At 39.7% G+C, this 13,443-nt stretch carries 12 protein-coding genes and 1 pseudogene; 4 read left to right on the forward strand and 9 right to left on the reverse strand.

Annotation, left to right across the window (positions count from 1 at the left end):
- The first annotated feature begins 201 nt into the window (after positions 1 to 201).
- Both K333_RS0106725 and K333_RS0106730 read left to right on the forward strand, forming a co-directional pair.
- Positions 202 to 504 (forward strand): HU family DNA-binding protein, encoded by a 303-nt coding sequence (locus K333_RS0106725; protein ID WP_262498687.1) that lies wholly within the window; start codon positions 202 to 204, stop codon positions 502 to 504.
- A gap of 238 nt (positions 505 to 742) precedes the next feature.
- Positions 743 to 2,314, forward strand: a complete 1,572-nt coding sequence (locus K333_RS0106730; RefSeq protein ID WP_024989901.1) for an Rne/Rng family ribonuclease — start codon at positions 743 to 745, stop codon at positions 2,312 to 2,314.
- A 58-nt stretch (positions 2,315 to 2,372) separates the two neighbouring features.
- Here K333_RS0106730 and K333_RS0106740 read toward each other — a convergent pair.
- From K333_RS0106740 to rpsF, 5 genes and pseudogenes are all read right to left on the reverse strand, one after another.
- Positions 2,373 to 4,521 (reverse strand): annotated as a pseudogene (locus K333_RS0106740) (alpha-amylase family glycosyl hydrolase).
- Positions 4,514 to 5,404 carry an ACP S-malonyltransferase gene (gene fabD / locus K333_RS0106745; RefSeq protein WP_024989898.1) on the reverse strand — a complete coding sequence of 297 codons (891 nt, stop codon included), beginning with the start codon at positions 5,402 to 5,404 and terminating at the stop codon, positions 4,514 to 4,516. Before fabD ends, K333_RS0106740 begins: the two are co-directional and overlap by 8 nt.
- A gap of 124 nt (positions 5,405 to 5,528) precedes the next feature.
- Positions 5,529 to 6,053, reverse strand: coding sequence for a 50S ribosomal protein L9 (rplI, locus tag K333_RS0106750; protein WP_024989897.1), 525 nt, complete (start codon positions 6,051 to 6,053; stop codon positions 5,529 to 5,531).
- Between the two features lie 17 nt (positions 6,054 to 6,070).
- Positions 6,071 to 6,343 (reverse strand): 30S ribosomal protein S18, encoded by a 273-nt coding sequence (gene rpsR, locus K333_RS0106755; RefSeq protein WP_024989896.1) that lies wholly within the window; start codon positions 6,341 to 6,343, stop codon positions 6,071 to 6,073.
- A gap of 2 nt (positions 6,344 to 6,345) precedes the next feature.
- Positions 6,346 to 6,687 (reverse strand): 30S ribosomal protein S6, encoded by a 342-nt coding sequence (gene rpsF / locus K333_RS0106760; RefSeq protein ID WP_024989895.1) that lies wholly within the window; start codon positions 6,685 to 6,687, stop codon positions 6,346 to 6,348.
- A 163-nt stretch (positions 6,688 to 6,850) separates the two neighbouring features.
- On the opposite strand from rpsF, the gene K333_RS0106765 reads away from it, so the two are divergent.
- On the forward strand, positions 6,851 to 7,066 hold the full coding sequence (locus tag K333_RS0106765) for a hypothetical protein (protein ID WP_154653003.1): 216 nt from the start codon (positions 6,851 to 6,853) through the stop codon (positions 7,064 to 7,066).
- 196 nt (positions 7,067 to 7,262) lie between these two features.
- On the opposite strand, the gene rprY is transcribed toward K333_RS0106765, so the two are convergent.
- The 3 genes from rprY to K333_RS0106780 all read right to left on the reverse strand — a co-directional run bounded on the left by rprY (position 7,263) and on the right by K333_RS0106780 (position 11,844).
- Positions 7,263 to 7,970, reverse strand: a complete 708-nt coding sequence (rprY, locus tag K333_RS0106770; protein ID WP_027452485.1) for a response regulator transcription factor RprY — start codon at positions 7,968 to 7,970, stop codon at positions 7,263 to 7,265.
- Positions 7,971 to 7,999: 29 nt separating this feature from the next.
- A complete protein-coding gene (locus K333_RS0106775) occupies positions 8,000 to 9,568 on the reverse strand; it encodes a sensor histidine kinase (RefSeq protein WP_024989893.1) in 1,569 nt (522 codons plus the stop codon).
- A gap of 110 nt (positions 9,569 to 9,678) precedes the next feature.
- On the reverse strand, positions 9,679 to 11,844 hold the full coding sequence (locus K333_RS0106780) for an elongation factor G (RefSeq protein WP_027452486.1): 2,166 nt from the start codon (positions 11,842 to 11,844) through the stop codon (positions 9,679 to 9,681).
- Positions 11,845 to 12,010: 166 nt separating this feature from the next.
- Here K333_RS0106780 and hemW point away from each other — a divergent pair, with 166 nt between their 5' ends.
- Positions 12,011 to 13,126 carry a radical SAM family heme chaperone HemW gene (gene hemW, locus K333_RS0106785; protein WP_024989892.1) on the forward strand — a complete coding sequence of 372 codons (1,116 nt, stop codon included), beginning with the start codon at positions 12,011 to 12,013 and terminating at the stop codon, positions 13,124 to 13,126.
- Positions 13,127 to 13,130: 4 nt separating this feature from the next.
- On the opposite strand, the gene K333_RS0106790 is transcribed toward hemW, so the two are convergent.
- The gene (locus tag K333_RS0106790; protein ID WP_024989891.1) at positions 13,131 to 13,331 is read right to left on the reverse strand and encodes a hypothetical protein; all 201 of its coding nucleotides are present in this window, start codon (positions 13,329 to 13,331) and stop codon (positions 13,131 to 13,133) included.
- Between the last annotated feature and the right edge of the window lie 112 nt (positions 13,332 to 13,443).

Consider the following 13,443-nt stretch of genomic DNA (forward strand, 5'->3'; position numbering starts at 1 on the left):
GCAAAGGTAATAAAAATAGTCGAAATTCGTTTTCTAATACGGATAAAATTTTGAGAAAAGCCCCAAAGAAAGATAGATAAAATCACCTTATTATATATAAATTCAAGATTTTCAGATAGTTAGAACAAAAAATAATCAAAAAAAGTCCAGTAACATTTTCTTTTCTCAATAAAAACTTGTATCTTTGCAAACCGAATCAAGATAAAATATACAAAAAGAGGAAAAATGACGAAAGCAGATATTATAGCTGAGGTATCAACAGCTACCGGAATGTCAAAGAAAGAAGTTACCGCTGTCGTAGAAGCATTCATGGATAGTGTAAAAAGTAACTTGATTAAGAAGGAGAATATCTACCTGCGTGGTTTTGGAAGTTTCATCATTAAGCATAGAGCAGCAAAGACGGCTAGAAATATTTCCAAGAATACGACTATCACCATTGCCGCTCACGATTTGCCAAGCTTCAAGCCTGCAAAGAGTTTAATCGATGAGATGAAAGAAGACTAACGAATTAAAACAATAATATTTTAAAATTTTAAAATCATGCCAAACGGAAAGAAAAAGAAGGGCCACAAGATGGCTACTCACAAGCGTAAAAAAAGATTACGCAAGAACAGACATAAGAGCAAGTAATTTTTTACTTGTTTCCAGTCTATTCTAAGACTGCGGGGTGTGTCAACCAATCTTGGATTCGCTGACATGCCCCTTTTAATTAAAATTCACATTCTAAAAAAGACGGTAAGAAATGACTAGCGAATTAATTATCGATGCCCAAAAGAAGGATATCTCAATAGCTTTGCTCGAAGACAAGCGTTTGGTGGAATACCAAAACGAACCAAGACAAGCATCTTTCTCTGTGGGCAACATTTACGTCGCAAAAGTTAAGAAACTGATGCCAGGACTTAATGCATGCTTCGTGGATTTAGGTTATGAACGCGACGCTTTTCTACACTATCTCGACTTAGGAAGTCAATTTAATTCGTATCAAAAGTATCTTAAACAGGTACAGAGTGATCGCAAAAAACTTTATCCTTTCTCAAAAGCATCGCGCCAAGCTGATCTCGACAAAGAAGGCAGCATTTCTAATGTGCTGAAAGTCGGACAAGAAGTAATGGTGCAAATTGTAAAAGAACCGATTTCTACCAAGGGACCGCGCCTCACAGGAGAATTATCCTTTGCAGGACGATACTTGGTTCTTATCCCATTTGGGGATAAAGTTTCTGTATCTTCTAAAATTAAAAGTGGTGAAGAAAGGGCACGCCTGAAACAGTTAATCAGAAATATCAAGCCTAAAAACTGTGGTATTATCGTAAGAACTGTTGCTGAAGGTCAACGTATCGGTGAGTTAGAGAACGAGATGAAAGTTCTCACCGAACGATGGCAAAAGGCTATTACCACAGTACAGAAGACACAACAACGCCCACAACTGATTTTTGAAGAGACAAGCAGAGTTGTTGCCTTATTGCGAGACCTATTTAACCCTTCTTACGAAAATATCTTTGTCAATGACGAAGATGTCTTACAGGAGGTTAAACACTATGTTTCTCTAATAGCCCCTGAAAAGGCGGGCATAGTGAAGATGTACACTGGTAAGGTACCTATTTTCGACAACTACAATGTCACAAAGCAAATCAAATCCAGTTTCGGTAAAACCGTAAACTACCAACATGGTGCTTACTTAATCATCGAACATACAGAGGCTTTACATGTAGTTGATGTAAATAGTGGAAACCGAACTCGCGAGAAAGGACAAGAAGCAAATGCACTTGATGTAAACTTAGGTGCTGCCGATGAGTTAGCAAGACAATTACGCCTACGAGACATGGGAGGAATTATCGTTGTTGATTTCATCGATATGAATCTTGCCGAAGATCGCCAGTTACTTTATGAGCGCATGTGTAAGAACATGCAAAAGGATAGAGCAAAACACAACATTCTTCCTTTGAGTAAATTTGGACTCATGCAGATTACTCGACAGCGCGTCCGTCCTGCCATGGACGTTAATGTAGAAGAAGTTTGTCCTACCTGTAATGGTTCTGGAAAGATCAAGTCCAGTATATTATTTACAGATCAGTTAGAGCGAAAGATTGACCGACTTGTCAATAAGATTGGCGTCAAGAAATTCAGTCTCCATGTTCATCCTTATGTCGCTGCCTTTATTAATCAAGGAGTAGTATCCTTAAAGAGAAAATGGCAAGTGAAATATGGATTTGGTGTACACATCATTCCTTCACAGAAATTAGCTTTCCTTCAATATGAATTCTATGATTCTAATGGAGAGTTTATGGACATGAAAGAAGAACAGGAAACAAAATGAAAAAAAACTGTATTAGCGTAAAGGCTAATACAGTTTTTTATTATATATATTCCTAAGATTAAGGAATCACTTTAAATCGAATTCTAAAACTATGTTCCTGCTCATCCCAATTTGTACCAAGAAGTTCAAATTTTCCAATCTGGGAAGTTGAACGTACGTGTTTTCCTATACATGGACAAGCATCATAATCGCCTATCCGAACAATCCGAAGCATCTCACTGGCATCATCAGGCAAGCGATCTAAACTGACATCAGAAGGCACATGGTCACGATCTACAAACTCATATTTCACCTCCATATCAGATTCTATCAAGCGGTTCATCTCTACCTCGATTTGCTTTTCTTCTTGTCGGGAAGGTTTATGATCTATAATATAACTTATTTTACTTTTCTTACGCTCAATATGCGCATTACGACTACGCTCACAACCAAACATACGAATCATTAACTGATTCAGCAGATGCTCCGCTGTGTGAGCCGGAGGAAACTCTTCTTTATGATGCTCGTTCAGCACAAAATTGTTATTTGCCATCTGTTACTCTGAATTTATAGACACATCCACTATATGGTTCTAAGTGCATTGGGAAAAAAACATCCTTCCTCAATTCAACAAGTATAGACTCCTCTGTAAGCAAATCAACGGCCTTCACCGAACTTTCAGGAATACCCAAATAATCAAAAGCATGACTTGGAATCAACACTTTCACATCTGCTGGAGTTCCACTAAAATTGGAAACGATAAGTAAAACTTCGTCATCCTTCTTCCTAAGAAAAGCAAAATGATAACGGGGATTAAAGTATTCTGTTAAAGGATTGACATACATTAAATCAAAGCACGCACCCTGCCCTATTGCTTTTTCTGTTGTTGCAATATGCAAAATCTTACGATATGCAAGATTCAAGCGTCTCTCCTTCTCTGTCATATCACAACTATCATGATATGCGTTGGTCAGTGTTTTCGGTGACCAATAATCAAAGATGGTAGTACGCCCATCACATCCGCTGAATCCTTCTTCATCCATTCCACGCTCACCAAACTCCTGTCCACTGTAAAGCATAAATGGATTACCACGTAAAAGGGCACTCACCAAAACACCAGGAATAGCCTTTTCTCCATCACCGGCAAAGAAATCACTTGCTATACGCAGTTCATCGTGATTCTCTAGAAAATAAAGCATATGGTCACGGATATCATCTGTCGATTGCCATTCATTGGTGATACTTGATGCTGGACGATTACCGCAAATCACATCTTTCACGCAATCATACATGCCCACTTTGTCATACAAATAGTCAAAACCAGAAGACACATATGTACGATATTGGTTCGTATCATAAACTTCACCAATAAAGATGATATGAGGATATTCCTTTCTTACTTTCTTTGTAGCATAGTTCCAAAAAGCCGATGGCACCATCTCTGCCATATCGCATCGAAATCCATCAACACCTTTCCCTGCCCAGAACAAAAGAATATCAGTCATCTTTTTCCAAGTATCAGGAATTGGGTCAAAATGATCACTTCTGCCTCCGGCATCACAATAGTCTATGCCATAGTTGAGTTTTACAGTCTCATACCAATCATTCTGTCCCGGACGATTTGTAAATCTATCATTACCTGTCGCCTTGGCAGGAGATTCTTGATAACTCACACCATCTACATTCACATCCGAAAGATCCAAAGGCAGCCCCCAACAATAATAAAAATTATTGTCTGTTGAGAAATTCATATTAGGATTATCATCCTCACCTAAGTCTCTCACATTCTTAGGTTTACAAATAGAGTGATACTCACGGGCCACATGATTAGGAATAAAATCGATAATCACTTTCATACCTTCACGATGAGTACGCTCTATCAGCGAAAGCCATTCTTCCATACGATGCTCCACGCATAGGGCTAAGTCAGGATCAACATCATAATAATCTGTTATAGCATAAGGCGATCCAGCTTTTCCCTTCACGATTTCACTATGTTGTGAAGGAATACCATAAGAAGAATAGTCAGTCTGCGTCGCATGACGAATCACACCCGTATACCAAATATGACTAAAGCCCATATCATGGATACCTTTCAGAGTATGTTCATCAAAATTAGCAAACTTCCCACAACCATTTTCGGCAATCGTTCCGAACTTCTTACAAGAAGTAACACGATTGCCGAAAAGTCTCGGAAGTACTTGATATATAGTAATTTTATTACTCATCAATACCATGTGCGTTTACGGTCTTGTCGATACGACCGATCATACCGCGCAATGCCTTACCTGGGCCACACTCTACAAACTCATCAGCACCAGCAGCGATCATATTCTGTACACTAGCAGTCCAGCGAACAGAGCTTGTAAGCTGAGCGATCAAATTAGCCTTGATTTCAGCAGCATCAGTATGAGCCTTAGCGTCAACATTCTGATATACAGGGCACTTAGGAGCATTGAAAGTAGTCTTTTCAATAGCTGCCTGAAGTTCATCCTTTGCAGGCTGCATCAATGGAGAGTGAAAAGCGCCACCAACCTTCAAAGGCAGAGCACGCTTAGCGCCAGCAGCCTTCAAAGCCTCACAAGCCTTATTGATAGCATCAGAATTACCAGAAATAACAAGCTGACCAGGGCAGTTGTAATTAGCAGCAACAACGATGTTACCCTCTGAAGAAACCTCATTACAAACCTCCTCTACCTTTTCGTCAGGAAGGCCGATAATGGCAGCCATAGTACCAGGGTTAGCCTCACAAGCTTTCTGCATAGCATTAGCACGAGCAGCAACGAGTTTCAGACCATCCTCGAAACTAAGAGCACCAGAAGCAACCAAAGCTGAGAACTCACCGAGAGAGTGACCTGCAACCATTGAAGGATTAAACTCATCACCAAGGCAAAGAGCAGAGATTACACTATGAAGGAAAACTGCAGGCTGAGTAACCTTAGTTTCTTTCAACTGTTCATCAGTACCTGAGAACATAATATCGGTAATCTTAAAGCCGAGGATTTCATCAGCCTTATCAAAAAGTTCTTTAGCTGTTGTATTGTTATCGTAAAGGTCTTTACCCATACCTACGAATTGAGAACCCTGTCCAGGGAAAACAAATGCTTTCATCTTATCTAATCTTTAAATATTAATGATTTTCGAACGCAAAGATACAAAAAAAATCCCAATTACCATATTGGTAAAAGGGATTTTATATAGATTTGCTTTACAGTGCAATAATATGCGCTTGTAATTACTCTGCTGCTGGAATTTCCTCTTCCTCAGCTTTAGCCTCTGCAGGAGCAGCTTCTTCAGCCTTAGGAGCCTCAACAGGAGCATTTTCAGCTAATACCTTAACAGGAACCTTAACCTCTACCTCCTTGTGGAAGTGTACAGTAGCCTCATACTCACCAACCTTCTTGATGTCCTTCATTGTAACAATCTTGCGGTCGATTTCGAAGCCCTTCTTAGCAAGTTCCTCTGCTACCATAGCTGCAGTGACAGAACCATAAAGAACGCCTGTAGTAGCTACCTTAGCGGTAAACTCAACAGCAACATCCTTCAAAGCCTCACCCTTCTTCTCAGCCTCAGCCTTAAGAGCAGCCAACTTAGCAGCCTGCTGCTTCATATCCTCTGCGAGCTGCTTCTTAGCAGAAGCAGAAGCGATAACAGCCTTACCTGTTGGGATTAAATAGTTACGGCCATAACCGTTCTTTACATTAACGATATCGTTCTTGTATCCAAGTCCGATAATATCTTCTTTAAGTATAATTTCCATTCTGTTTCCCTCCTAAATTACTTCATCAAATCGGCTACGTAAGGAAGCAGTGCAATCTGGCGAGCACGCTTTACAGCCTGTGCGACGCGACGCTGATACTTCAAAGATGTACCTGTGATACGACGTGGAAGGATCTTGCCCTGCTCATTCAAGAACTTCTTAAGGAACTCAGGATCCTTGTAATCGATATACTTAATACCACTCTTCTTGAAACGGCAATACTTCTTCTTCTTTGTATCAATAGAAGGAGCGGTCAAATAACGGATTTCTGATTTTTTCTGATCTGCCATAATTAAGCCTCCTTTTTACCTAATTTGTTACGACGCTTTTCTGCGTATGCTGCTGCATACTTGTCAAGACGTACTGTCATGTAACGAATAACTTTCTCATCGCGGCGGAAGCCGGTCTCGAGAGTGTTAACGATTGATGGCTCGCCCTTGAACTCTAACAGGCAGTAGAAGCCTGTTGATTTCTTCTCGATAGCGTAAGCCATCTTCTTCAAACCCCAAGCCTCTTCATTCAGAATCTCAGCACCATTATTTGTGAGCAGATTCTTGAATTTAGCGACCGTTTCCTTCATCTGTTCATCAGACAAAACGGGAGTCAAAATGAAAACGGTTTCGTATTGATTCATACTACTTTAATAATATAAAAAATTAATAATTCAATAATGCGCCTGATTTCCAAGCACTTACATACTTTTCCACCAAATGCGCTGCAAAAGTACAACTTTTTTTTGAATTAACCAAATATTTTTCGTACTTTTGCTCTATCATAGAATGAAACTCTATAAGATTATGAAAAGAACTAAGCAATACAAAAACAATAAAAAGATCATTGAAACATTTGTTTCTATCACCAGTAGTATTACATTTGTCGTATTGGGGGTAATCATCTTGGCTTTTGCGTTTATTGCCGGAACAAGATCTAACCTCATTTTATATATAGGTGAGCTCCTTACGATTCTAGGGATTATAGACTATGTTTTCGCACAAAGAAAAGAAGGTAAATAGCATCATTTACGAAGTTAACTACGTAAGGCTACGCAGTTAACTACATGAGGCTACGCAGTTAACTACATGAGGCTACGCAGTTAACTGCGTGAGGCGATGAAGTTAACTGCGTATCACATAACAAAAAGACTCCCATAGAAGAACACCCTTCTATGGGAGAATATTAAAAGACATATTCGATTCTCTAATACTATAATTATTCCTCTTCTGGGACAATTAGCTTATATCCTTTACCATGGATATTGATGATTTCGATCTGATCGTCAGCCTTAAGATGTTTACGCAACTTCGTAATATAAACATCCATAGAACGAGCATTAAAATAGTTATCATCAATCCAAATTGTCTTCAAGGCAAAATCACGCTGAAGGATCTCATTAGCATGAGCGCAAAGCAAAGCCAACAACTCATTTTCCTTGGTCGTCAGTTTGGTCTGCTTATCAGGATCATTATCCAAAGTAAGCAACTGCTTTTGAGTATCAAAAGAGAAGCGACCGATATGATATAATGTAGATTCCTTAGTCTTCTTTCCACGTACTCGACGCAAGATCGCCTCAATACGGAACACAAGTTCTTCCATAGAGAAAGGCTTGGTAATATAATCGTCAGCACCGATTTTGAAGCCCTCCAAGATATCCTCCTTCAAAGTTTTAGCAGTAAGGAAAATAATAGGCATCTCAGCGTTAGCCTGACGGATTTCCTGTGCTAAAGTAAAACCGTCTTTCTTAGGCATCATAACATCAAGCACACAGATATCATATTTATCTTTCAAGAATTCCTTATATCCGATTTCTCCATCAGGGCAAAGGGTTGCAGAATACTCCTTTGCCTGTAAATACTCACGAAGTAACATTCCTAAATTTTCATCATCTTCACAAAGAAGAATTTTTAGTTTATCGTCCATAGCTTCTATTTTTAGTTTATATATTATTCTTATCTATCTTCATTGATATATGGTAACCTTATAGTAAAGGTTGTACCTTTTCCATATTGGCTATCAACCTTTATATCACCTTCATGCAAGTCTACCATCTTCTTGACATAGGCCAAACCGAGTCCGAATCCTTTCACGTCATGCACATTACCCGTGTGCACGCGATAGAATTTTTCGAAGATCTTCTTCAAATTTTCCTTTTTGATTCCAAGACCAGTATCACGCACAGAGATGCACACTCTGTCTCCATCATTCCAAGTTCTGAGATATACATTCAACGGTTCTTCCGGTTTACGATATTTCACGGCATTATCCAGCAAGTTGAAGATTACATTCTGGAAGTGCATTTCGTCTACATATATCGTAGATTCTACGGCCTCGATTTGTGTATATACTTTTCCACCCGTATGCTCTACTCGCAACGTGAAAGAGTTACCGATATTCTCAACCATTTCGTTAAGGTCTATCTTTCTCTTCTTCAGTACAGCCTTCTTGCGATCATACATACTCATCTGCAACACCTTCTCTACGAGGAACCTCAGTCTCTTGCTCTCGTCGTTGATGACACCACCAAGATGCTTCATCATGTTCTCACTCTTGGTAACAGATGTATCGTTGAGCATCTGCGCAGCCAAAGAGATACTGGCAATAGGTGTCTTCAGTTCATGGGTCATATTGTTGATGAAGTCGTTCTTTATCTCAGAATATCTCTTCTGTCGGAATATAATTACGATTGTGAAAACAAAGGTTATCAACAACACCAATGTAAAGATGACACTCGGAATCATAAATCTCACCGAATCGAAGATATAACTGTTCATGTCCGGGAAATGTATCTTCACCACTCCCATCTTGGATTGTGGGTCGTTGCGGAACAGTATCTGAGAATAAGTATATTCCTCACCTTCATCCGAATAATCAGAGCAACGATATACTTCTCGACCATCCTGTGTACATACTGTAAAATGATAAGGTATCTTGATACCATTGTTTTGCAATTCCGCATTCAGGTCATTATCAAGAAGTTTAAAGTTGATTCTCTCCTTCAGAGGTTTATCAGAAGCTGAATACAGCATATTGATAACCACCTCATCAAGAAGAGCTTTCTGATAGACATATCTATTTTTAACAATCTCAGAAAGCGATTTCTGAGCCTCATTCAATGTATTTTTATCACTACGCAAGATCATCGCCTTCGGAGTCTGAGAAGGTTTGATGGCTATAGTCTTCAACTCAAACGAAGAATACACGGTACCATCCTTTCCCATCACCGAATATTGGTGAGAATGCTGCAGAGTACCATCATTTGGTTTACCGGAACGAGTACCCACAGAATCTTTCTTCATAGCTCTACGCTCTGTCTCGTTGACATCTTTCTCCAAGTATCGGAGGGTCTCATTCAACTCCAGATTTCGGGAAGCTTGATACAGGGCTCTATTCACAGATTCGTCAAACTGTTCTTTCTTCATATTGACCATCTCCTGAATATAATTTAATTGCAGGTATAATAAGGCCAAAAAAGAGAACCCCATAATTATAGCGATTGTCCAAATTGTTTTCTTCTTCATGATGGCAAATATAAGATAAATATTAAAAGGTTAACACTTCCGTGTTAACCTTTTAGCTTGTTTTTAACGAAATTAACCAAATTCCATCGATTTGATTACAAATATGCAATTTATTCGTCTTGTTCTTTGGCCATTTCTGCTTCATGTTCAGAAATCAAAGTAGATTGGATTTCGTTAGGCACTAGTTCATAACTGGCAAACTTGGTAGTAAAGCTGGCACGTCCACCGGTCAAAGAACTCAAAGAGATACTGTAATTAGACAGTTCTTTCTGTGGAATCTTAGCCTGTAATTTCTGATATCCGGCCTCTGTATCCATGCCCATAATCAAAGCGCGACGTCCCTGAAGGTCACTCATCACATCTCCCATAAAGTCGGCTGGTACATATACTTCGAGGTCGTAGATAGGTTCCAGGATCTTTGGACCTGCCTGTTTGAAAGCATCGCTAAAGGCATGACGTGCTGCTAACTTAAACGACAGTTCATTACTGTCAACAGGGTGCATCTTACCATCATATACCACAACTCGTACATCGCGGGCATAACTTCCTGTCAAAGGTCCTTTCTCCATACATTCCATTACACCTTGAAGGATAGCTGGCATGAAACGCTGGTCGATGGCGCCTCCCACAACAGAATTGATAAACACCAGTTTACCGCCCCATGGAAGGTCTTTCACTTCTTTGCCTTTCATATTTACCTTAAACTCTTGTCCGTTAAAGTTGTATGATACAGGATCTGGCATGCCTTCTGCATACGGCTCTACGATCAAGTGAACTTCACCAAACTGTCCGGCACCACCACTTTGCTTCTTATGGCGATATTCTGCCTTAGCTTTCTTGGTGATCGTTTCACGATATGGGATGCGAGGTTCACCGAACTCTACTGCCAATTTTTCATTATTTTCCAAACGCCACTTCAAAGTACGCAGATGAAACTCTCCCTGTCCACGGATAATCGTCTGGCGCAGCTCCTTGGAGTTCTCAAATATCCACGTTGGGTCTTCCTGGCGCATCTTCAGTATAGCAGCCATCAGTTTTTCTGTATCTTGAGCATTCTTGGCACGAATAGCACGAGAATATTTTGCGTTTGGATATTTTATAAAGTCAAACTTGTTTTCACTGTCTTTGCTGTTAAGTGTATTACCTGTTTTTACATCCTTCAATTTAACAGTACATCCGATATCCCCGGCATTCAACTGATCTACAGGGATGCGGTTAGCACCGGCACATACATAGATCTGTCCTAGACGTTCCTTTGAGCCACGATCGGCGTTTGTCAAATCATCACCGGTCTTCACACTACCACTCATAACCTTAAAGTAACTTACTTCTCCAATATGAGGTTCCACACCTGTCTTGAAGAAATAGATACTTGTAGGACCATCTGAAGAAGGTTTCACTTCTTCACCACGGGTATTATGAACACAAGGCATCTCATCAACAAAAGGAACTACATTACCTAAGAATTCCATCAATCTGCGAACTCCCATATCTTTACCTGCACATACGCAAAATACAGGGAAAATAGAACGAGTTATCAATCCCTTGCGGATGCCTTCGCGAAGTTCGTCCTCCGTAAGAGTTTCCGACTCGAAGAACTTCTCCATCAAGCCTTCATCGTTTTCGGCTGCCGCTTCTACAAGAGCCTTATGAAGTTCCATGGCTTTATCCATCTCTTCGGCTGGGATATCATCAATCATAGGTTCTCCACCCTCTGGCTTCCATGTATATCTCTTCATCAACAAGACGTCTATCAAACTATGGAAATTGGGGCCGGTTTCTATAGGATACTGTATCTGCACACATTTTTCACTATAGATATCCTTCATAGAAGAAATGATGTTATCGAAATCGCATTTCTCTGAATCTAACTGATTAACCAAGAAGATCACTGGTTTCTTCAACTTTTCTGTATATCTGAAATTATTCTGAGTACCTACCTCAGGACCATATTGTCCATTGATAAGTATGACAGCCTCATCAGTTACATTCAGGGAAGTGATAGCACCACCGACAAAATCATCAGAGCCAGGACAATCGATAACATTAAGTTTCTTCTTATTCCACTCTACATGAAAAACAGTTGGGAATACAGAGTAGCCATATTCAAGCTCAACTGGGAAATAATCACTTACGGTATTCTTCGCTTCTATAGAGCCACGGCGCTTGATAATACCAGCTTCATACAACATACTCTCGGCAAGCGTGGTCTTGCCGCTACCCGAAGCGCCAATGAGCGCAATGTTTTTAATTTCGTTAGTTTGATATACTCTCATAACGTTATAGATTTAAAGTGTTTGTACAATAATTCGTCAAAAGGATGAGTGGTTCTTCTCATTCTGCCGTCCAAGATAGTAAAAAATTCTATTATCTCCAAAAGTTTTGCCTTAAAAACGTCAATCTTTTAAAACATATTAGTACTTTTGCACGAAATCTACATTTATGGCAGGACTTTATATACATATTCCTTTTTGTGCTTCACGATGTATTTACTGTGGATTCTACAGTACTACTCTTTCTGGTTTGAAAGATCTTTATGTGGATGCTATCTGTAAGGAGATGATGATGCGGAAGACTTCCGACATTGATACCATCTATCTTGGCGGTGGTACTCCAAGTCAACTTTCTGAACAACATCTCAAAAAAATTTTCTCTACCATCAACGAGGTATATACGGTCAATAAGGATGCTGAAATCACACTTGAGGCAAACCCTGACGATGTCACTCCGGAATTTGCCGAGTTACTGGTAGGGCTTGGCGTGAACCGAGTCTCTATGGGGGCGCAAACTTTTAATGACAGTCGACTTAGATTTCTTAATCGCAGGCATTGTGCTACTGAGGTACAAGATGCTGTGGATTGTTTACGCAAGGCTGGCATTGATAATATATCAATAGACTTGATGTTTGGATTTCCTAATGAGACGCTTTCTGAATGGGAGTCGGATATTGAACGGGCTCTTTCTTTGAAACCTCAGCATCTTTCTTCATATTCTCTGATGTATGAAGAAGGAACGCCTCTTTATCGACTGCTCCAACAGAAAAAAGTCTGCGAGATTGACGAGGAAGTTTCTCTGTCTATGTACAATGTACTTATAGACCGACTTACCGAGGCTGGATATGAGCATTACGAAATCAGCAACTTTGCGCTTCCGGGATTCCGTTCACGCCATAACTCAAGTTATTGGCATGCTATACCTTATATTGGAATCGGGGCCTCGGCACATTCTTATCTCAACCTGCAACGTTCTTGGAATGTATCTGACATTCGTAAATATATAGACGCCATTCTACAGGGGAAACGACCATGTACTATTGAAAAACTCGACATAGCTACTCGCTATGATGATATGATAACGACGGCCTTACGTACGCGGGAAGGTATTGACCTTAGGAAGATGAAAGATACTTTTGGTGAACAATTGTATAGATTTCTCATGAATGAGGCAAAGGATAAGATTGCTCTTAATCTCATGAAGATTGAGGACCATCATCTATCATTGACACGCAAAGGTCTATACATCAGCGATTCTATCATGAGTGACCTGATGGATGTATGACCTTTTATTCCTCTCGATCAAAAAACTGATACTTTACAATATAAAAGACTGATATTAAAACCAAAGAGATACCAGCAAAAGCTGCATATGCAAGAATCTTGTTCTCAATATGCAACATGCTCTCTATTACATTGGCGACAAATAATGAGACACCTATTATAATAAGGTCTTTCCAGTCGATTCCCTGATGTTCTTCTCCTGCCATATCAATATCTTCTATCCATAAAGTTATAAGTTATTCCGAACAGAAATGATGATATCTTCTTTCTATTCGTATGAGTCGCAAATATACAAAAAAAATCCCAATTCACTCATCG

It is taken from the genome of Segatella albensis DSM 11370 = JCM 12258 (assembly GCF_000426565.1).
Lineage (GTDB): Bacteria > Bacteroidota > Bacteroidia > Bacteroidales > Bacteroidaceae > Prevotella > Prevotella albensis.